Source organism: Fulvimarina endophytica, assembly GCF_003403015.1.
GTDB classification, from domain to species: Bacteria; Pseudomonadota; Alphaproteobacteria; order Rhizobiales; family Rhizobiaceae; genus Fulvimarina; species Fulvimarina endophytica.
Genome location: NZ_QURL01000005.1, coordinates 421,369 through 440,576, shown reverse-complemented (window position 1 = coordinate 440,576; position 19,208 = coordinate 421,369). Strand labels below are relative to the sequence as shown.

17 protein-coding genes are annotated in these 19,208 nt (G+C 66.2%); 13 read left to right on the top strand and 4 right to left on the bottom strand.

Going from position 1 to position 19,208, the window contains the following annotated elements; genetic code table 11:
* Positions 1-81: 81 nt before the first annotated feature.
* The 9 genes from choW (at position 82) to cobT (ending at position 10,468) form a co-directional block, all read left to right on the top strand.
* Positions 82-924 (top strand): choline ABC transporter permease subunit, encoded by an 843-nt coding sequence (gene choW, locus DYI37_RS14055; protein WP_116683876.1) that lies wholly within the window; start codon positions 82-84, stop codon positions 922-924.
* Positions 921-1,958: a choline ABC transporter ATP-binding protein gene (choV, locus tag DYI37_RS14050; protein WP_116683875.1), complete on the top strand. Its 1,038-nt coding sequence runs from the start codon at positions 921-923 to the stop codon at positions 1,956-1,958. The genes choW and choV overlap by 4 nt, the downstream gene beginning before the upstream one ends.
* Positions 1,959-2,193: 235 nt before the next feature.
* Positions 2,194-3,393 carry a sirohydrochlorin chelatase gene (locus tag DYI37_RS14045; protein WP_116683993.1) on the top strand — a complete coding sequence of 400 codons (1,200 nt, stop codon included), beginning with the start codon at positions 2,194-2,196 and terminating at the stop codon, positions 3,391-3,393.
* Positions 3,394-3,405: 12 nt separating this feature from the next.
* Positions 3,406-4,176 carry a precorrin-2 C(20)-methyltransferase gene (gene cobI / locus DYI37_RS14040; protein ID WP_116683874.1) on the top strand — a complete coding sequence of 257 codons (771 nt, stop codon included), beginning with the start codon at positions 3,406-3,408 and terminating at the stop codon, positions 4,174-4,176.
* Positions 4,173-6,017, top strand: a complete 1,845-nt coding sequence (cobJ, locus tag DYI37_RS14035) for a precorrin-3B C(17)-methyltransferase (protein WP_245413917.1) — start codon at positions 4,173-4,175, stop codon at positions 6,015-6,017. The genes cobI and cobJ overlap by 4 nt, the downstream gene beginning before the upstream one ends.
* A 103-nt stretch (positions 6,018-6,120) precedes the next feature.
* Positions 6,121-6,897 (top strand): precorrin-4 C(11)-methyltransferase, encoded by a 777-nt coding sequence (gene cobM / locus DYI37_RS14030; RefSeq protein ID WP_116683873.1) that lies wholly within the window; start codon positions 6,121-6,123, stop codon positions 6,895-6,897.
* A 7-nt stretch (positions 6,898-6,904) separates the two neighbouring features.
* Positions 6,905-8,203 carry a cobyrinic acid a,c-diamide synthase CobB gene (locus DYI37_RS14025; protein ID WP_116683872.1) on the top strand — a complete coding sequence of 433 codons (1,299 nt, stop codon included), beginning with the start codon at positions 6,905-6,907 and terminating at the stop codon, positions 8,201-8,203.
* A complete protein-coding gene (gene cobD, locus DYI37_RS14020; RefSeq protein ID WP_116683871.1) occupies positions 8,200-9,276 on the top strand; it encodes a threonine-phosphate decarboxylase CobD in 1,077 nt (358 codons plus the stop codon). Before DYI37_RS14025 ends, cobD begins: the two co-directional genes overlap by 4 nt.
* A 175-nt stretch (positions 9,277-9,451) precedes the next feature.
* A complete protein-coding gene (gene cobT / locus DYI37_RS14015; protein ID WP_116683870.1) occupies positions 9,452-10,468 on the top strand; it encodes a nicotinate-nucleotide--dimethylbenzimidazole phosphoribosyltransferase in 1,017 nt (338 codons plus the stop codon).
* Between the two features lie 40 nt (positions 10,469-10,508).
* Here the strand turns inward: cobT and DYI37_RS14010 are convergent, their stop codons facing one another.
* Positions 10,509-11,462, bottom strand: a complete 954-nt coding sequence (locus DYI37_RS14010; RefSeq protein WP_116683869.1) for an alpha/beta hydrolase — start codon at positions 11,460-11,462, stop codon at positions 10,509-10,511.
* A 91-nt stretch (positions 11,463-11,553) separates the two neighbouring features.
* Positions 11,554-12,060 carry a GNAT family N-acetyltransferase gene (locus tag DYI37_RS14005; RefSeq protein WP_116683868.1) on the bottom strand — a complete coding sequence of 169 codons (507 nt, stop codon included), beginning with the start codon at positions 12,058-12,060 and terminating at the stop codon, positions 11,554-11,556.
* Between the two features lie 366 nt (positions 12,061-12,426).
* Between DYI37_RS14005 and DYI37_RS14000 the strand changes: the two genes are divergently transcribed.
* From DYI37_RS14000 to DYI37_RS13990, 3 genes are all read left to right on the top strand, one after another.
* Positions 12,427-12,711, top strand: coding sequence for a DUF4212 domain-containing protein (locus DYI37_RS14000; protein ID WP_116683867.1), 285 nt, complete (start codon positions 12,427-12,429; stop codon positions 12,709-12,711).
* Positions 12,712-12,733: 22 nt separating this feature from the next.
* Positions 12,734-14,500 carry a sodium:solute symporter family protein gene (locus DYI37_RS13995; RefSeq protein WP_116683866.1) on the top strand — a complete coding sequence of 589 codons (1,767 nt, stop codon included), beginning with the start codon at positions 12,734-12,736 and terminating at the stop codon, positions 14,498-14,500.
* Positions 14,501-14,779: 279 nt separating this feature from the next.
* Positions 14,780-15,274: a hypothetical protein gene (locus DYI37_RS13990; RefSeq protein WP_116683865.1), complete on the top strand. Its 495-nt coding sequence runs from the start codon at positions 14,780-14,782 to the stop codon at positions 15,272-15,274.
* Here DYI37_RS13990 and DYI37_RS13985 read toward each other — a convergent pair.
* Positions 15,251-16,219: an AEC family transporter gene (locus tag DYI37_RS13985; RefSeq protein WP_116683864.1), complete on the bottom strand. Its 969-nt coding sequence runs from the start codon at positions 16,217-16,219 to the stop codon at positions 15,251-15,253. The genes DYI37_RS13990 and DYI37_RS13985 overlap by 24 nt on opposite strands.
* A 397-nt stretch (positions 16,220-16,616) precedes the next feature.
* Between DYI37_RS13985 and DYI37_RS13980 the strand changes: the two genes are divergently transcribed.
* Positions 16,617-17,471 (top strand): DMT family transporter, encoded by an 855-nt coding sequence (locus DYI37_RS13980; protein ID WP_245413916.1) that lies wholly within the window; start codon positions 16,617-16,619, stop codon positions 17,469-17,471.
* Positions 17,472-17,499: 28 nt separating this feature from the next.
* On the opposite strand, the gene DYI37_RS13975 is transcribed toward DYI37_RS13980, so the two are convergent.
* Positions 17,500-19,047 carry an undecaprenyl-phosphate glucose phosphotransferase gene (locus DYI37_RS13975; protein ID WP_116683863.1) on the bottom strand — a complete coding sequence of 516 codons (1,548 nt, stop codon included), beginning with the start codon at positions 19,045-19,047 and terminating at the stop codon, positions 17,500-17,502.
* Positions 19,048-19,208 lie beyond the last annotated feature (161 nt).

The window sequence follows — 19,208 nt, the reverse complement described above, 5'->3', positions numbered from 1 at the left end:
TCCGCGCGACCGGTTGAAAACTCGACCTCCGCCATGCCGGCGGGGGTCCTAAAGACGAGGCATTAAGGGGGAACGCCGTCCGTGGAGTGGCTGACAGAGACTAAGATACCCGTGGGCCGCTGGGCCGAGGACGGGTTCGACTGGCTTCAGGCGAATGGAGGCTGGTTCTTCGACGGCATGGCCGCGGTCGGGAGTTTCCTGATCGACTGGCTTCTCTGGATTCTCCAGGCGCCCAACCCCCTCCTCGTCGTCGCCATCTTCGCCGCCCTCAGCTACTGGCTTCAGCGCAGCTGGAAGCTGACCCTGTTCGTCATCCTCGGCTTCCTCTTCATCATCAACCAGGGCTACTGGGAAGAGATGACCGAGAGCCTGACCCTCGTTCTCTCGGCCTGTCTCGTCTGCATGGCGATCGGCGTGCCGGTCGGCATCGCCGCAGCCCACCGGCCGAAGCTCTACGCGTTCCTGCAGCCGGTCCTCGACCTCATGCAGACGCTGCCGACCTTCGTCTATCTCATTCCCGCGATCGTCTTCTTCGGGATCGGCATGGTGCCGGGCCTCCTCGCCACGGTGATCTTCGTCCTGCCGGCGCCGATCCGTCTCACCTGCCTCGGGGTCGCCTCGACGCCGAAATCGCTCTTGGAAGCAGCCGACGCCTTCGGCGCCACCGGCTCGCAGAAGCTGTGGAAGGTGGAGCTACCCTCCGCCCTGCCGCAGATCATGGCGGGCCTCAACCAGACCATCATGCTCTCGCTCTCGATGGTCGTGATCGCCGCGCTCGTCGGTGCCGACGGTCTCGGCGTTCCCGTCGTGCGGGCGCTCAACCAGGTGAACACCTCGCTCGGATTCGAATCCGGCTTCATCATCGTCGTCGTCGCGATCATCCTCGATCGCGTCCTGAGGGTCGGACAGAGGAGGAAGGCATGAGCCAGGCGATCGTATTCGAGGACGTCAACATCGTCTTCGGCGACAATCCGGAAAGCGCGCTCGGCATGATGGATGCCGGCAAGACCCGCAGCGAGATCCAGGCCGAGACCGATCAGGTCCTCGGCGTCCACGCCTGCTCGCTGGAGGTCAAGGAGGCCGAGATCCTCGTCCTCATGGGCCTCTCGGGGTCCGGCAAGTCGACACTGCTTCGCGCCGTCAACGGGTTGAACCCGGTCTGCCGTGGCCGGGTTCTCGTCAATGACGGGACCGGCATGGCGGACATTACCAATGCGGGCTCGAAGAAGCTTCGCGAGATGCGTCTGTCCCGCGTTTCGATGGTGTTCCAGCAGTTCGGGCTCCTGCCCTGGCGCAACGTCCTCGACAATGTGGCGCTCGGCCTGGAACTCGCCGGCATGCCCAAGAAGGAGCGCGAGGAGAAGGCGAGGAAGCAGCTCGAACTCGTCAGCCTCACCGACTGGGCCGATCGCAAGGTCGGCGAGTTGTCCGGCGGCATGCAGCAGCGCGTCGGCCTTGCCCGCGCCTTTGCCACCGAAGCGCCGATCCTTCTCATGGACGAGCCGTTTTCCGCTCTCGATCCCCTGATCCGCACCCGGCTTCAGGACGAACTCCTCGATCTGCAGCAGCGCCTGAGGCGCACGATCCTCTTCGTCAGCCATGATCTCGACGAAGCCTTCAAGCTCGGCGACCGGGTCGCGATCATGGAGGGCGGGCGGATCGTCCAGTGCGGCACGCCGTCGAACATCATCCAGAACCCCGCCAACGCCTATGTCGCCGACTTCGTGGCGCAGGCCAATCTTCTCGAGGTCCTGCGCGCCAAGGACATCATGAAGGAGGATGACGGAACGCCGGCCTCGGAGGGTGGCGCGGTGACGATCGATACGCCGATCCGCGAGCTTCTGGAGCGACTCGGCCAGGGAGCCACCATCCGGGTGGAGGAGAACGGACGCACGGTCGGGCTCATCCGTCCCAAGGATCTCGTCTCGGCGGTCGTGCCGAAGACGTCCGCGGCCTGAGGTGTTCAAGAACGGTGGCAAAGGGCCATGGGCCGCGTTGACCCGCCGGGCTCTTCCCGATAACCCTCCTCGCCATATCGACGGGCCGGCGCGATCCGGCTGAAACTCATTCCGGTGCGGCCGACCCATACCGGGGGCCTAGACGGAGCTGTCGGACTGCATCCTGGTCGCGCCTGCCGCGCGATCACCGGTCCTCCGGCGAGAACGCGCGGCCAGAGGGCCGCCTGAGGGGATGATGAAAGCATTGATGCTGTGCGGCCATGGAAGCCGCGACAAGGGCGCGATGGAGGAGTTCGGCGGGCTCGCCGACAAGCTGCGCGCGGCCCTTCCCGAATGGACCACCGAGCACGGATATCTGGAATTCGCCAAGCCCGTCATCCGTGACGGGCTCGACAAGCTGAAGGACGGCGGCGCGCGCGAGATCATCGCCTTGCCGGGCATGCTGTTTGCGGCGGGACACGCGAAGAACGACATCCCGTCCGTCCTCAACACCTATGCCGCCGCGAACGACGTCTCGATCACCTATGGCCGCGAACTCGGCATCGACCTGAAGATGATCCGGGCGGCGGGCGAGCGCATCCGCGAATGCCTCCGCTCGGATGGATGGCGGGATGGTGAGCCGCTGCACGATACCATGCTGGTCGTCGTCGGGCGCGGCGCGTCCGATCCCGACGCCAATTCGAACGTCGCCAAGGTCATGCGCATGCTCTGGGAGGGCCTCGGCTTCGGCTGGGGCGAGACGGCCTATTCGGGCGTCACCTTCCCGCTGGTCGAGCCGGGCCTCACCCATGCGGCGCGCCTCGGCTACAAGCGCATCGTGGTCTTTCCCTATTTCCTCTTCACCGGCGTTCTCGTGCGCCGGATCTACGACCAGACCGACAAGGTCGCGGCCGCCAATCCCGATATCCGGTTCCTGAAGGCGTCCTATCTCGGGGCCCACGATCTCGTGGTCGAGACTTTCGTGGAGCGGCTGAGGGAGGTGCTGGAAGGCACCAACAACATGAACTGCCAGATGTGCAAATATCGCGAGCAGGTTCTGGGTTTCGAGAGTGAGGTGGGGCTGGCGCAGGAAAGCCATCACCATCACGTGGAAGGCGTCGGCTCCTCGGCGGACTGCCTGCTATGCGACGACGTGTGCACCGGCGCCTGCCGGGCCGTACCGGGACCGGGGCCTGTTCCGGGCGCCGCGCATTCGCATTCGCATTCCGGCGAACATGGTCACCACCATCATGACCATGACCATGACCATGACCATGACCACAGCCACAGCCACAGCCATGACGGCGATCATCATCACCATGATCATTCGCACGGACACGGACACGGACACGGACACGGGCACGGGCATTCCCACGGTCATTCCCATGGGCACGATCATCACCATCATCCCTATCCGCATGCCGATCATCCGCTCGGCCCGAAATCCATGCGCTGACGCCGCGCTTCGATGAACGGACCCTCCGCCCGGCGAGCGGGCATTCTCTACGGGCTCGGCGTCGGGCCGGGCGATCCCGAACTCCTGACCCTCAAGGCGCATCGCATTCTCACGCGCGCACCCGTCGTCGCCTATCCGAAGCCGGATAGCGGCGAGAGCTTCGCGCGGGCGATCGTCGCCGGATTCCTGAGGCCCGATCAGGCGGAGATCGCCATCGAGGTTCCGATGCGGGTCGAGCGTTTTCCAGCCGCCGCGATCTATGAGGACGCGGCCCGGCGCATCGCGTGCCGGCTCGATGCGGGCGAGGACGTCGCCGTGCTGTGCGAGGGCGATCCCTTCTTCTACGGCTCCTTCATGTATCTCTTCGAACGCCTCGCCGATCGCTTCGAGGTCGTCGTCGTGCCGGGGGTGTCCTCGGTCATGGCCGCGAGCGCGGCGTCGTTCCGTCCGCTCGCGGCGCGCAACGACAGCCTCGTGATCATTCCGGGGCCGTTGTCCGATGCGGACCTTGCCGAGCGAATCGCGATGGCGGATGCCTTCGCCATCATGAAGCTCGGCCGGCATTTCGCCCGCATCCGTGCCCTGATCGACAGTCTGGGCCTCACCGGACGGTGCCGCTACTGCGAGCGCGTGACGCTGAACGAGGAGCGGATCCGGCCGCTCGCCGAGGCCGGCGAGACCGCGCCCTATTTCTCGATGATCCTCGGCTATCGCGGCGGGGAGCCGGCGATCCTCCAGGCGCCGTCCCGATCGAGGCAGGCTGGAGAGGATGCAAGACCATGAGCATGAGCGCGCATTCCATAGCATCCGCCCGTTCGAGGCCGCCCGCCGTGGTCATCCTGTCGGACAGTGCGCGCGCGCTCGCCGAGACGGTCGCCGAACTTGTCGGCGGAGAGATCCACGGTGCCGTCCTGCGGACGAGCGATGCGCCCGTTTCCTTCGAGAAGGCCGACGACCATCTTCGCGCGCTGTTCCTCGCCGGGACGCCGATCGTCGCGGTGATGGCTGCGGGCGCGGTCATCCGCCTTCTCGCTCCGGTTCTGTCCGACAAGCGATCCGAGCCGCCCGTGCTGGCTCTGGCGGAAGACGGGTCGAGTGTGGTGCCGCTTCTCGGCGGCCATCACGGGGCGAACGATCTCGCGCGTATGATCGCCTCCGCGATTTCCGGACATGCGGCCGTGACCACGGCGGGCGATCTCGCCTTTGGCATCGCCCTCGATGCTCCGCCCAGCGGATATCGCCTCGAAAACCCGGATCACGCCAAATCCGTGATGGCCGATCTCATCGCGGGAGAGCCCGCACGGATCGAGGGCAATGCGCCCTGGCTCGAAGCCTCGGGACTTGCGACCGCGCCGGATGCGCGCATCCGCCTGACGGTCTCGGCAAGGTCCGGGCCCGCGGAAGCCGGCGAACTCCTCTACCGGCCGAAGACCCTCGTCCTCGGCATGGGATCGGAGCGCGGCGCGCCGCAGGACGAGGCGATCGATCTTGCCGAACGGGTCCTCGCCGAAGCCGGCGTCAGTCCGCTCGCGCTCGCAGCCGTCGCGAGCGTCGACCTGAAGGCCGACGAGACCGCGATCCATGCGGTCGCCGATCATTTCGGCGTCCCCGCCCGCTTCTTCACGGCTCCCCGTCTGGAAGAGGAACGAGGCCGGCTCGAAAATCCCTCCGAAATCGTGTTCGCCGAGATCGGTTGTCACGGCGTGGCCGAGGGCGCGGCGCTTGCGGCGGTCGGAGGTGACGGCGTCTTTCGCCTCGCGAAGCGCAAATCCGCCCGCGTCACGGCGGCGATCGGCGAGGCCGTGGCCCCGATCGATCCCGAGACGATCGGCCGGGCACGCGGAACGCTCTTCGTCGTCGGCATCGGTCCGGGTCAGGCTGAATGGCGCTCGCCGGAAGTCTCGAGCATGATCGCGGCCTCCAGCGATCTCGTCGGCTATTCGCTCTATCTCGATCTTCTGGGTCCGCTCGCTGCGGGCCGCGTCCGCCACGACTTCGACCTCGGCGCGGAAGAAAAGCGGGTGCGTCACGCCATGGAACTGGCGGGCGAGGGACGGACGGTCTCGCTGGTCTGCTCGGGAGATGCCGGCATCTACGCCATGGCGACCCTCGTCTTCGAACTTCTCGACAAGGGCGAGCTTTCGGGCGGCGCGCGGCGGATCGCGATCGCCTGTTCGCCGGGCATCTCCGCGCTGCAGGGCGCGGCCGCCCGCGCCGGCGCCCCGCTCGGCCACGATTTCTGCACCATCTCGCTCTCCGATCTCCTCACCCCCTGGGAGGACATCGTCCGCCGGGTGGAGGCGGCGGCGCGGGGCGATTTCGTCATCGCCTTCTACAATCCCGTATCGAGGAAGCGGCGGACCCAGCTTGCCTATGCGCGCGAGGAACTCCTGCGCCACCGGCCCGCCGAGACGCCCGTTATTCTCGCGACCAATCTCGGGCGACCGCAGGAAACGGTGCGCATCGTGACGCTCGGTGACCTGCAGGTGGACGACGTGGACATGCTCACCGTCGTCCTCGTCGGCTCCTCCAACAGCCGGGTCGTGACGACCGGCGACGGCCGGCGTCACGTCTACACGCCCCGCGGCTATGCCCGCAAAGACGGAACGGGGATCGCGCAATGAGCGCGCGTGTCCGCCGATCCACCAGCGACACCCGGTCCCCGGTCCGTGCACACCAAGGCCGGATGCCGGCCGGCCGGACAATCGGAACGACGAGCGAGACCATATGACGGTTCATTTCATCGGAGCCGGCCCCGGCGCGCCGGATCTCATCACGGTTCGCGGCCTGAGGCTGATCGAAGCCTGTCCGGTCTGCCTCTATGCGGGCTCCCTCGTTCCGAAGGAGGTAGTCGAGGCCGCGCCTGCGGGGGCGCGGGTTCTCGATACCGCGCCCATGACGCTCGACGAGATCATCGCCGAGATCGTTTCGGCCCATGACGAGGGGCTAGACGTCGCGCGCGTCCATTCCGGCGATCCCTCGCTATATGGTGCGACCGCCGAGCAGATGCGGCGGCTGGAGGCGCTGGATATTCCCTTCGACGTCACGCCGGGCGTGCCGGCCTTCGCGGCCGCCGCCGCCGCCCTTCGCACCGAGCTTACGGTGCCGGAAGTCTGCCAGACGGTCATCCTCACCCGCACCGCCATGAAGTCCTCGTCCATGCCGGAAGGCGAGGAGCTTTCGACGCTCGCCAAGAGCGGGGCGACGCTCGCGATCCACCTGTCTGTCCGCAACATTCCGCATATCCAGCGTGAGCTTCTTCCCGTCGCGGCCTATGGCGAGGACTGCCCGGCGATCATCGCCTATCGCGTGGGCTGGCCCGACCAGGCCTTCATCCACGGAACGCTCGGCGATATCCATCGCAAGGCGCGGGAGGCGAAACTCACCCGCACGGCGCTGATCTTCGTCGGCCGGGGGCTTGGCGCGCGCGATTTCATCGATTCAAAGCTCTATGACGGCAATCACGTCCATGTCCTGCGCCCCAAGCGCAAGACGGCCGGCTGATCCTCCGATGTCCGGCCTCCTGATCGCGGCGCCCGCCTCGGGGGCAGGCAAGACCACCGTCACCCTGGCCCTCATCGCGGCCCTCGCTCGCTCGGGATTGACCGTTTCTTCGGCGAAGGCCGGGCCGGACTATATCGATCCCGCCTTCCATGCGGCTGCAAGCGGGCGCCCATGCGTCAATCTCGATCCATGGGCGATGCGGGCCGATCTTCTCAAGGCTCTCGCGGACGAGGCACGGGCGAACGGCGAAGCCTTCATCGTCGAGGGCGCGATGGGGCTGTTCGACGGCGCGGCGGACGGGACAGGTTCGCCCGCCGATCTGGCGCTCCTTCTCGGACTTCGGACGGTTCTCGTCGTCGACTGCGCGCGCCAGAGCCATTCGGTCGCAGCGCTCGTCTCGGGCTTTGCGGGCTTTCGGCCCAGCCTCTCGCTCGCGGGTCTCATCCTCAATCGCGTCGGGTCGGCGCGACACGAGATGCTTCTTCGCGAGGCACTCGATCCTCTCGGCCTGCCGATCCTCGCCTGCCTGCCTCGCAAGACGGGGCTTGCATTGCCGGAGCGCCATCTGGGCCTCGTCCAGGCGATGGAACACGGCGATCTCGGCGGTTTTTTCGGCGCGGCGGCCGACTGGTTCACGCCCCATGCCGATCTCGACGCGTTGAAGCGTCTCGCCCGGTCTTCCACCGGGGGCGCGGTTCGGGATCCGGCCCGTCTGCCGCCTCCTGGCCAGCACGTCGCGATCGCAAGGGACGCCGCTTTCGCCTTCACCTATCCGCATCTCCTCACGGGTTGGCGGGCGGCGGGCGTCGAACTCTCGTTCTTCTCTCCTCTCGGCGACGAGGCGCCGGCAGCCGATGCCGATGCGGTCTATCTTCCGGGTGGCTATCCCGAACTTCATGCGGGCCGCCTCGCGGCGGCGTCGAACTACCGACGGGGAATGCTTGTGGCCCGCGAGCGGGGCGCGCTGATCTACGGCGAGTGCGGAGGCTATATGGCCCTGGGTGAGGGGCTGGTGGACGGCGCGGGCGAACGTCACGCCATGCTCGGCTTTCTGCCGGTCGCAACGAGTTTCGCGGAGCGTCGTCTCACCCTCGGCTATCGCCGCGCCGAGCCCGTGAACGCGGCAGCACTGCCCTTCGCGGTGACGGGGCACGAGTTCCATTATGCGACGATCCTCGAACAGGCGAGCGATAGTCCGCTCTGGCGCATGGCGGATGCACGCGGCGCCGATCTCGGCACATGCGGGCACGTCCTGGGCAAGGTCTCGGGCTCGTTCCTCCATGTCATCGATCGGGCCTGCGAATGACGACGACCCCGGAAGGCTGCGCCGAACCGGTCTTCGCCCGCCATGGCGGCGCCCTCGATGCCGCCATCGCCCGCTATGGTGGCCGTCGCGAGGACTGGCTCGATCTTTCGACCGGCATCAATCCGAGGCCGGCCCCGCTGCCGGATCTCTCCATGGAGGCTTGGACCCGGCTGCCCGAACGCGGCATGGAGGAGCGGTTGAGAGAGGCCGCGCGCCGAGCCTATGGCGCGGGGAAGGAGGCCGGGATCGTCGCAGCGCCGGGCTCGCAGGCGATCATCTCGAATCTGCCATTCCTCTTTGCCCCGACATCCGTGGCGGTCCTCGATCCGAGCTACCGCGAGCATTCGGCGGCTTTCGCGGCGGCAGGTCACGATGTGAGGAGCTTCCACGGCCTTGCGGACATTCCGACGGACGCGCGGATCGTCGTCGTGGTCAATCCCAACAATCCCGATGGACGTCGCTTCGCGCCCCGCGAGCTTCTCGCGCTCCGCGAACGGCTCGCGAGCCGGGGGGGACTGCTCATCGTCGATGAGGCCTTCGCGGATGCGGAGCCCGATCTCAGCCTTGCCTCGCAGGCCGGGTGCGAGGGGCTTCTCGTCCATCGCTCCTTCGGCAAGTTCTACGGCCTCGCCGGGCTGCGGCTGGGCTTCGCCCTGACGACACGGACGCTTGCCGCACGGCTTGCCGAACGGCTCGGACCCTGGGCGGTGTCAGGACCGGCTCTTTCCATCGGCGCGTCCTTTCTCGAGGACGCGCCCCTCGGCGCGCGGCTGCGCGCCTCCGTCATCGACCAGGGGGAGCGCCGCGACGGCGTCTTCGCCCGATTGAACATCCCGATCCTCGGTCGGACCGCGCTTTTTGCGACGATCCGTCATGGGCAGGCGGGCCGGCTGCACGACGCACTCTGCCGCCGGCTGATCCTGACGCGGCCGTTCGACTATGCGCCCGACTGGCTGCGCATAGGCAACCCGCCGGGTCGAGGCGAGGCCGAACGGCTCGAAGAGGCGCTGGCCGAGGCACTGGCCGAACTTTCCGGACCCGCGCCGGATGACGAAGCCGGCCGCTTGCGCTAGAGCGTCGGGTCGAAGCGGTGGCCGCCGGCCTTCGGTCGCTCGGCCGGGCCTGAAAGTTCGGAAGCAAGCCTCGAGTGACGGGCTTCCGGCCTCACCTTTCGGCCGGAACCCAGCCGGCACTCGACCCGCAGGCCGGTCCGACGGCGGTGCCGCGATCGTAATTCAAGGAGATGTCATGTCCGCGTCCGGTCTTCCCTTCGACGATATCCGCGATCTCGTCGCAAACATGCCGAAGGCCGATCGAAAGGCCGTTCACGCCAAGCGAGAGCGCGAGGCGCAGCTGACCAAGCCGGCGGGCTCTCTCGGCCGTCTCGAAGACCTCTCCGAATGGGTGGCGTCCTGGCGCGGCTCGGCGACCATCCTGCGGCCCCTCGTGGCCGTCTTCGCCGGAACGCACGGCGTGACGAAGCAGAACGTCTCGCCCTATCCGTCCGAGGTCACCCAGCAGATGGTCTCGAATTTCGCGGCAGGCGGCGCGGCGATCAATCAGATCTGCGCGACCTACGATCTCGGACTGAAGGTCTTCGACCTCGCCCTCGAATATCCGACGGGCGATATCAGCGTCGAGCCGGCGATGGACGAGAAGACCTGCGCGGCGACGATGGCCTTCGGCATGGAGGTGCTGGCCGGCGATCCCGATCTTCTCTGCCTCGGCGAGATGGGGATCGGCAATACCACGATCGGCGCTGCCCTTTACTGCGCGCTGTTCGGGGGAGAGCCTGCCGAATGGGTCGGGCCCGGCACCGGCCTAGACGAAGAGGGCCTGCGCCACAAGGCCGAGGTCGTCGGCAGGGCGCTCGAAACCCACAAGGGCCATCTGCGCGATCCACTGGAGGCTCTGCGCAGGCTCGGCGGCCGCGAGATCGCGGCGATGGCCGGGGCGATCGTCGCCGCGCGCACCCAGCGCGTTCCGGTGATCATCGACGGGTTCGTCGCGACGGCGGCTGCGGCCGTCCTCTACAAGATGGACCCGTCCAGCCTCGACCACTGCCTGTTCGCCCACGTCTCGGCCGAGCCCGGCCACATGAAGGCGCTCGCCGCCATGGACAAGGTGCCGCTTCTGGCACTCGGCATGCGGCTGGGCGAGGGGACCGGGGCGGCGCTCGCCGCCGGCATCGTCAAGGCCGCGTGCCAGTGCCATACGGGGATGGCGACCTTCGAGCAGGCCGCCGTCTCCACAAAGGCCGGCTGATTCCGTCGCAGTCCGAACGAGACCGTCCCCGCCGCCGATCTCAGGTGCGCTTTGCGACCTCGTCCGGCATACGGGCCTTCAGCCATCCCAGGAGAGTATCGATCGCCGCATCGCGAATTGCGGCGATCTCGTTGAGGGTCTCGTGCCGCGCGCCTTCTGCGATCGTCAGCGTCACGTCGCTGCATCCCCGGTCTCCGAGGCGATCCGCCAGCCAGCGCATGGCCTCGCCATTGCCGGTCGCGGGGTCCTCTGTTCCGCCCAGAAGATGGATCGGCAGATGGGGCGGAAGGCGGGCGAGCCCTTCCTTCGACGAGCCGGCCTCGACCAGGGCGACGATGTCCTCGGCCATCGAGACGGTCGGCGTGAAGCCGCAGAGGGGATCGGCGATGTAGGCATCGACGCTCGCCGGATCGTGGGAGAGCCAGTCGAACTCGGTTCTCCTCTCCGGTACGGTCTTCGCCCATGCGTCGAACAGCAGCCGGCGGAAGAGAAGGCTCGCCACGTCGGATCCCTTCAGCGCCTTCTCGGCCTTGAGGGCGTAGCGGGAAGCGGAGAACTGCCAGCCGGTGCGGAAATCCGCATTCCAGATCGCGGCGCCGGCGACGTCCTTTCCGTGGTGCTGCACATAATTGAGGGCGATCAGCCCGCCCATGGAGTGACCGAAGACGAAGATCGGGCGACCGGGAACGGTCTCGCGGGCATGATCGAACACCGCCCGGCAATCGCGAACCACCTTCGACGCACCATCCCTGCGGGCAAACCGGCGTAGCGGAGCATCGGCGGCGCTCGTGGAGCCGTGGCCGCGATGGTCGTGGGCGAAGACGGCCAGGTCTTCCCCGGCGAGACGCGCGGCAAGGGCGCCATAGCGCCCGGCATGCTCGGCAAGGCCGTGGAAGACGATGACGACGCCTCTCGGCCGTTCGGGACCCCAGCGGTAGAGGTTCAGGGCAGCGCCCGTCGGGCTGTCGAGGGTCGAGACATTGGCGGAGATCATCGATTCGAACCTCTTCGCAACGGGTTCCGGACGTGGCTCTCATGGGAGTTCGAGGTCCGCATCGGCGCAGATGTCCGTCCGTGATCGCCCGTCATGCCCAGCGGAACGCGGCCTTGTCGACGGCTCGTGCTCCGAAGCGTTCCGTCCCCGTCGCGACACGGACGCCGCCCATGGCACCGTAGAAGTCGACGGCCCGGAGGTTCTCGGCGAGCGTCCAGACGAGAAAGCTGTCCAATCCATCGCGCGAGAGCCTGCGGCGCGCGGCGCCGAACAGGCGCCTGCCGAGGCCGACGCCCTGGAAGACGGGATCGAGATAGAGTTCGTAGATCTCGCCTTGGCCCGCAAGGGCAGCGGTCCGGTTCGGACCGAAGGTCGCGTATCCAACGGTCGTGCCGCCGAAGCTGCAGACGAGGACCTGTGCCCCCGCATGGATCGCGCGCGCCCACCAGGCCGTATCCCGCCGTGAGATCATCGCGTTGAGCTCGCGGAAGGGAATGATCCCGGTATAGGCCTGGCGCCAGGACGCAGCGTGGACGCGCTCGAGGCCCGCGCTATCCGTCTCGTCCGCCAGGCGGATATCCGTGACAGTGGTGGTCATTCCAGCCTGCAATTGCCCGGGAACGAAGGCGTTCGATACCCGGTCCGCTGAGGAGTGGTGCGAGTGTCTTCCTGACGGACAAACTGGTGCAGGGAGGTTTGAAAGTCCATCGCCCCTGTAACGTCTCAGCTTATCGGGGGAGGGTGGCGCCTCTTTGAGAATTACTGGTCTGACTAGTCTCGGATGAACGGGACTTGCCCAGGGACAGATGTCGAAGCGGCCAAAGCAGGCGACAAGAGAGTATGAAAATCGAAGCATTTGCTGCGCTGCACAACGAATAATTCACGAAATAGGACTTTCGCCGGCTTTACCTTTCCGGTCTTCCTCATGCTAATCATCGCAGTTGTCGAGTGGGAGGAATCTTAAATGAGTCAAACGAACAAACCGGGGGGCGCACACGATCGCAGTGCCGCCGCCTATTGGCGTGCGAATGTCAGGCTAATGGTTGGCTGCCTGATCGTCTGGGCGATCGTGTCGTTCGGCTTCGCGATCTTCTTGCGGCCGCTTGTCGCCGAAATCAGCGTCGGGGGAACAGATGTGGGATTCTGGTTCGCTCAACAGGGATCGATCCTCGTCTTTATCGCGCTGATCTTCTTCTATGCTTGGCGGATGGGCTCTCTCGATCGCAAGTACGACGTGGACGAAAAGTGATCGGAGTGGGGAGGTAAGCGCTATGGATCAATACTATCTGAATCTTCTTTTCGTCGGGGCGACCTTCGCCTTGTACATCGGCATCGCGATCTGGGCGCGGGCCGGGTCGACGGACGACTTCTACGCCGCCAATCGCGGCGTCCATCCGATCACCAACGGCATGGCGACGGCAGCCGACTGGATGTCGGCCGCGTCCTTCATCTCGATGGCCGGCATCATCGCCTTCAACGGCTACGACGCTTCGGCCTATCTCATGGGCTGGACGGGCGGCTACGTGCTTCTCGCACTGCTTCTTGCTCCTTATCTGCGCAAGTTCGGATCCTTCACGGTTCCGCAGTTCATCGGCGAGCGCTTCTATTCCAAGTCGGCCCGCCTCATCGGCGTTCTCTGCCTCATCATCGCGTCGGTCACCTACGTGATCGGGCAGATGACCGGCGTCGGCGTCGCCTTCTCGCGCTTCCTCGAAGTCTCGAACACCGCAGGTCTCCTGATCGGCGCGGCGGTCGTGTTCTTCTACGCGGTTCTCGGCGGCATGAAGGGCGTCACCTACACCCAGGTGGCCCAGTACGTCGTGCTGATCCTCGCCTACACGATCCCGGCGATCTTCATCTCGCTGCAGCTGACCGGCAACGTGATCCCGCCGCTCGGCCTGTTCTCCGACTTCCAGCAGTCGGGCCAGCCGATCCTCGCCACGCTGAACTCGGTGCTCGGCGATCTCGGCTTTGCCAGCTATACCGGCCAGCAGGACACGAACCTCAACCTGTTCCTCTTCACCCTGACGCTGATGATCGGCACCGCGGGCCTGCCGCATGTCATCATCCGCTTCTTCACGGTACCCAAGGTCTCGGACGCACGCTATTCGGCGGGCTGGGCCCTGGTGTTCATCGCGCTCCTCTACCTGACGGCGCCTGCCGTCGGCGCGATGGCGCGTCTGAACATCATCGATACGGTCTATCCGAACGGCGTCGGCGAACAGTCGCTCGCCTATGACGACCGTCCGCAGTGGATCAAGAACTGGGAGACGACGAACCTCATCGTCTTCGACGACAAGAACGGCGACGGCCGGATCCAGATCTACAACGACAAGAATCCGGACTTTGCGCCGCGCGCTCAGGAGCTCGGCTGGAACGGCAACGAACTCGAGGTGAACAACGACATCCTGGTTCTCGCCAATCCCGAGATCGCGAATCTCCCCGGATGGGTGATCGCGCTCGTGGCGGCCGGTGGTCTCGCGGCCGCTCTCTCGACCGCCGCAGGCCTGCTGCTCGCAATCGCCGGCTCCGTGTCCCACGATCTGGTCAAGGGCGCGCTCGCTCCGAACATATCGGAGAAGGGCGAACTGCTGACGGCGCGCATCGCCATGGCGATCGCCATCGCGGTGGCCACCTATCTCGGTCTCAATCCTCCGGGATTTGCGGCGCAGACGGTGGCGCTCGCCTTCGGCATCGCGGCTGCATCGATCTTCCCAACGCTGATGATGGGCATCTTCTCGAAGAGCATCAACAATTACGGTGCCGTCGCGGGAATGCTCGTCGGCCTCGTCACGACGCTGGTCTACATCTTCCTGCACAAGGGCTGGATGTTCATTCCCGACACGAACAGCTTCACGGATACCGACCCGCTGTTCCTTTCGGTCAAGTCGACCTCCTTCGGTGCGATCGGCGCCCTGTTCAACTTCGCGGCGGCGATCATCGTCTCGAAGATGACCGGACGTCCGCCCCAGCGGATCCAGGAAATGGTCGAGGCGCTTCGCGTTCCGCGCGGTGCATCTGCGGCGAGCGCGCACTAAGCTCTCGCCACCTCTGCGATCGCAGTGACAGGACGGTCCGCCCTAAGGGCGGGCCGTCTTCGTTTATCGGGCGCCAGATCGCGCCGGTGTCGTGCGGATTCTTCGGCTGGCCCGAAGCCGCGCGATGTGTCATCGAGCGCGAACGCGGCCATCCGGGTCATAAGAGGCGCATGCCTTTCCGGCCGCGATGGCCCGGTTCCTCAAAGACGCATCGGACGATCTGAGAACCCGGCACAGGTCCCGGTCCGATGCTTTCGATCCTAGGGAGCGACAGTTCTCATGCTCTTCGAACTCGTGGCGGCGATCACGCTCGCCCTCGGCATTGGCGGTCTCGCCTATGGCCTGCGCAGGATTTCCGGCGGCCGTCTGCCGAAGACGGTGATCCCCGTCGCAGCCGCGCTGGCCCTCGTCGCCTTCGCGATCTGGGGCGACTATTCCTGGGCGTCCCGTACTGCGTCCGCTTTGCCCGCGCGCGTCGTGGTCGTCGACGAACTGGGCGAATCGAATGTCTGGCGTCCCTGGAGCTATCTCTTTCCCGTCACCGAGCGCCTGGTCGCTCTGGATGAGGGAAGCGTGCGCCCGGAGGCGAACGATTCCGGCCTCGTGCGCGCGGATCTCTACTTCATCGAGCGGCGGCAGGCGGCGCGCAAGAGCACGATCTCGGTCGACTGCGCCTCGCCTCGATCGCCCGCAGGCGAGACTGCGGCAGATGGGCGGCTGATCCAGGCGATCTGCGACAAGGCCGCCTCGTCAGCCGGCACCCAGAACGATTAGCCAGCCGCTGAGGGTGATCACCGAAAGGATGGTCGACAGGAGGATGGTCGTCGCGGCGAGCTTCTCGCCCGTGCCGAAATAGGCCGCGAAGAGATAGGCGTTGACGCCCGCAGGCGCTGCCGCCGTCAGCACCGCGCCCTTCAGCCAGAGATCGGTCAGCCCGAGTTCGAGGCCGATGATCCAGACGAGCCCCGGCTGCACGATGAGCGAGATGACGGCGATGCAGGACGCGGAGAGAAGATCGCCCTTCAGGCCGTAGCGCGTCAGCGACATTCCGAGACTAAAGAGCGCAAGGGGGCCTGCGGTCGATCCGACGAGCCGCGTGATCTCGTCGAAATGGCCCGTCAGCGGCAGGCCGGTGAGGCGCCAGACGAGGCCGAGGACGATGCCGATGATGATCGAGTTCGTGGCAAGGTTGCGTCCCGTGCGCCGCGCGATGTCGAGAAGGCTTGCCGGGCTCTGCTCGGGCCCGGTCTCGGTGCGCCTGTCGAGATGGATGGCGCGCTCGACCATGAGGGTCGAGGCGATCATCATCACCGGCAGATGGATCGCGACGATGACGAGGAGCGGCTCGAGGCCGGCATCTCCGTAGGCGCGTTGCAATGTCGGCAGCGCGACGAAGATCGTATTGGCGAAACTCGCCGAGATCCCGGCGATGACGCCCGTGCGATGATCGGCCTTCGCGACCCAGCGAACGATGACGGTTCCAAGGGCCCAGGCGATGGCGACAGAACTGAAATAGGCGATCCACAGGGTCAGCGGATTGGCATCCCCGAACGAGGCCTGGGAGAGCGAGCGGAACAGGAGGCACGGGACGGCGACGACGAAGACGAATTGCGCGAGCGCGCGGCCGACCTCTTCGCTCAACAGCTTCACCCGCCCGGCAATGTAGCCGATGGCGATGAGCCCGAAGACTGGAACGATGATGTCGAGGATGGTCTGCATTCGGACGGAGCGCCGGTGTCGATGATGCGTCCGCGATAGGCGTTCCCACGCCGGGTTGCAAATTTAAGGCAGTGAAGGCCCCGGTCATTGCGTCCGCCGGAGCTCTCACGCGGAAGCTGGGGCAGGGGAGGCGCGGGGGACACGCGAAAGCGGGGAGGCGAACTCGGTGCATCGCTGGCCAGGGCTCTGGCACCATCCGATCCCTTCTGATAGCGCTGCAGCGGGTGGCCGTCCTGCCTGGGCCCCCGGAGCCCCGGACCCGTTCTGCGGAGCCCGTGAGCGGCTCCGGTTTTGTGAAGACGCATCGGATGGTCGGAAAACGGGGCCTGTTTTCCGGTCCAATGCTCTGGGAGCTTCGATCATCGCCCGTTTTCTCTGGCTCTTCCCGCCGCTCTTCGTGCTTTTGTGGTCGACCGGCTTCATCGGCGCGCGCTATTCCATGCCGCATGCCGAGCCGTTCACCTTCCTGGCGATGCGCTTCGCTCTGGCTTTGGTCGTCCTCGTCGCTCTTGCCCTCTCCTGCGGCGTCGGGCTGCCGCGCGGACGGGCCGCGTTCCACTCGATGGTGGCGGGTGCCCTCATTCACGGCGTCTATCTCGGCGGTCTGTTCTACGCCATCCGTCATGGTCTCAATGCCGGCATCGCCGCGCTGATCGTCGGCCTGCAGCCGGTCATCACGACCATGCTGGCGGGGCTCTTTCTCGGTGACAGGATCGAGGCCCGCCATCTTGCCGGCCTTGCGCTCGGGCTTTGCGGCATCGCCCTCGTCGTCTCGCCGAAGCTCGGCTCCGGCGGCGATCTTGGATTTCAGACGCTCGCTCCGGTCTTCGCGGCCGCCTTCGGCATCTCCATCGGAACGATCTGGCAGAAGAAGTTCGCCAGCGGGCTGGACCTTCGAGCGGGAACCGCGCTGCAATATTGCGGGGCGCTCGTCCCGACGCTGGCGCTCGCCTTCCTCCTCGAAACAGGGGAGGTCGACTGGACGGGAGAACTGGTCTTCGCCCTCGTCTGGCTGACGCTGGTCCTGTCGATCGGCGCGATCTTTCTGATGATGGTGCTGATCCGCGAGGGTGCCGTCTCGTCCGTCGCATCGCTGATGTATCTGACGCCGGGCGTCACCGCCGTCATGGCCTACTGGCTGTTCGACGAGAGGTTGACGGCGGTGCAGCTTGCGGGCCTCGTCCTGGCGGCCCTCGGCGTCGCGGTGTCCACCCGGCGCTGGACGCGCCGGCAGGTGCCTCCGACCGCCTGAGGCGTCCGGCCGTGCCGGCCTCATCGGCTCAATAGGCCCCGTCGGTCTTCCGCAGCATGCTGATCGGGGTCATCACGAGGATGTAGAGGTCGAGCCTCAGGGACCAGTTCTCGATATAGTAGAGGTCGTGCTCGAAGCGCATCTTCAGCTTCTGCGGCTGGTCGATCTCGCCGCGCCAGCCCTTGATCTGGGCCCAGCCGGTGATGCCGGGCTTCACCTTGTGGCGACCGAAATAGCCGTCGACGATCTCGACGAAGGTCTCGTTCTGGCTGGACTGGGCCCGGAGCGCATGGGGACGCGGCCCGACCAGGGAGAGTTCGCCGCGCAGCACGTTGAACAGCTGCGGCAGCTCGTCGATCGAGGTCTTGCGGATGAAGGCGCCGACGCGGGTCACCCGATCGTCGTTCCGGGTGACGATGCGCTTGCCCTCCGGATCGGTGAACTCGTGCTTCAGGGAACGGAACTTGAAGACCTCGATGGTCTGGTTGTTGAAGCCGTGCCGTTTCTGGCGGAAGATCACCGGACCGCGTGAATCGAGCTTCACCGCCAGTGCCGTAAGGGCGAGGAGAGGCGAGAGGGCGAGGATCGCCAGGACAGCGAAGGCGATGTCGAAGATCCGCTTGGCGATGAGATCCCAGTCCGCCAGCGGCCGATCGAGGATGTCGATCATCGGCATGTCGCCGATGAAGGAGTAGCTGCGCGGCCGGAAGCTCAGTTCGCTCGCATGGGCCGAAAGGCGAATGTCGACGGGCAGGACCCAGAGTTTCTTCAGAAGCGCCAGAAGGCGCTGTTCGGCCGTCAGCGGCAGGGTGACGATCAGCATGTCGATGCGCGTTCGCCGCGAGAAGGTGACGAGTTCGGGGATCGTGCCGAGCTTGGGATAGCCGGCGACGATCGGCGGAGACCTCCGGTCGTCGCGGTCGTCGAAGATGCCGCAGATGCGGATGTCGGAGCCGGGATCGGCTTCGAGGCCGCGGATGAGCTTTTCGGCATTGCCGCCACCGCCGACGATGACCGCGCGCCGCTCCATGCGGCCGTCCCGGGCCCATCGGCGGATCTGGGAGCGCAGCAGGATGCGCAAAGCGAGAAGGGAGACGATGCCGCCCAGCGCCCATCCGCCGAAGAAGATCCGCGAATGGACCGCGTCCTCGTAGATGAAGAAGACGCTCGTCGTCATCGCCGCGACGATGCCGACCCAGGTCGCCGCGATGCGCCATAGCGAAAGCGGGGATCGCTTGAGGAAGGCGATCCTGTAGCCGCCGGCCATTTCGATCGCCGCGATGGCGGCGAGGGGGCCGAGAACGATCATCAGGGCGTAGGACGTGATGAACGGTGTCGCGAACTCCACCCTGAAGCCAAGCAGGAGGATGCCCACGAGAACGAGCGCCGAAAACTCGGCGAGCCGCAGGTAACCGCTGAGGAGGCGTGGGGTGATGAAGTCCGTGCGGTAATGATCCGCAATCCGCGCGGCCAGGGCGTTCAACTCCGCCTGTTCCGCGTCGACCTCCTTGCGGGCCGGACCGGGCGTCTGGTCCTTCAGCCTGCTCAGGTCGTCTACGAGTTCGATCTGGCTCATCGCATGTCCGGTCGCACTGATCGGAAGCGGCGCACCGAATGGGCGTCCATGCGCAGCGCGCTTCCTCTTCGGCCCAACTATACGGTTGCCTGACTAAGAAAGGATCAATGCGCGCTCAACGGATGTCTGCAACGGGTCGAAAAGTCCGGATCCCGGCGGCA

Excerpts from the sequence above, each read along its gene's own strand:
- choV (WP_116683875.1), top strand. The coding sequence starts at position 921 with ATGAGCCAGGCGATCGTATTCGAGGACGTCAACATCGTCTTCGGCGAC.
- DYI37_RS14045 (WP_116683993.1), top strand. The coding sequence starts at position 2,194 with ATGAAAGCATTGATGCTGTGCGGCCATGGAAGCCGCGACAAGGGCGCG.
- cobI (WP_116683874.1), top strand. The coding sequence starts at position 3,406 with ATGAACGGACCCTCCGCCCGGCGAGCGGGCATTCTCTACGGGCTCGGC.
- cobJ (WP_245413917.1), top strand. The coding sequence starts at position 4,173 with ATGAGCATGAGCGCGCATTCCATAGCATCCGCCCGTTCGAGGCCGCCC.
- cobM (WP_116683873.1), top strand. The coding sequence starts at position 6,121 with ATGACGGTTCATTTCATCGGAGCCGGCCCCGGCGCGCCGGATCTCATC.
- DYI37_RS14025 (WP_116683872.1), top strand. The coding sequence starts at position 6,905 with ATGTCCGGCCTCCTGATCGCGGCGCCCGCCTCGGGGGCAGGCAAGACC.
- cobD (WP_116683871.1), top strand. The coding sequence starts at position 8,200 with ATGACGACGACCCCGGAAGGCTGCGCCGAACCGGTCTTCGCCCGCCAT.
- cobT (WP_116683870.1), top strand. The coding sequence starts at position 9,452 with ATGTCCGCGTCCGGTCTTCCCTTCGACGATATCCGCGATCTCGTCGCA.
- DYI37_RS14010 (WP_116683869.1), bottom strand. The coding sequence starts at position 11,462 with ATGATCTCCGCCAATGTCTCGACCCTCGACAGCCCGACGGGCGCTGCC.
- DYI37_RS14005 (WP_116683868.1), bottom strand. The coding sequence starts at position 12,060 with ATGACCACCACTGTCACGGATATCCGCCTGGCGGACGAGACGGATAGC.
- DYI37_RS14000 (WP_116683867.1), top strand. The coding sequence starts at position 12,427 with ATGAGTCAAACGAACAAACCGGGGGGCGCACACGATCGCAGTGCCGCC.
- DYI37_RS13995 (WP_116683866.1), top strand. The coding sequence starts at position 12,734 with ATGGATCAATACTATCTGAATCTTCTTTTCGTCGGGGCGACCTTCGCC.
- DYI37_RS13990 (WP_116683865.1), top strand. The coding sequence starts at position 14,780 with ATGCTCTTCGAACTCGTGGCGGCGATCACGCTCGCCCTCGGCATTGGC.
- DYI37_RS13985 (WP_116683864.1), bottom strand. The coding sequence starts at position 16,219 with ATGCAGACCATCCTCGACATCATCGTTCCAGTCTTCGGGCTCATCGCC.
- DYI37_RS13975 (WP_116683863.1), bottom strand. The coding sequence starts at position 19,047 with ATGAGCCAGATCGAACTCGTAGACGACCTGAGCAGGCTGAAGGACCAG.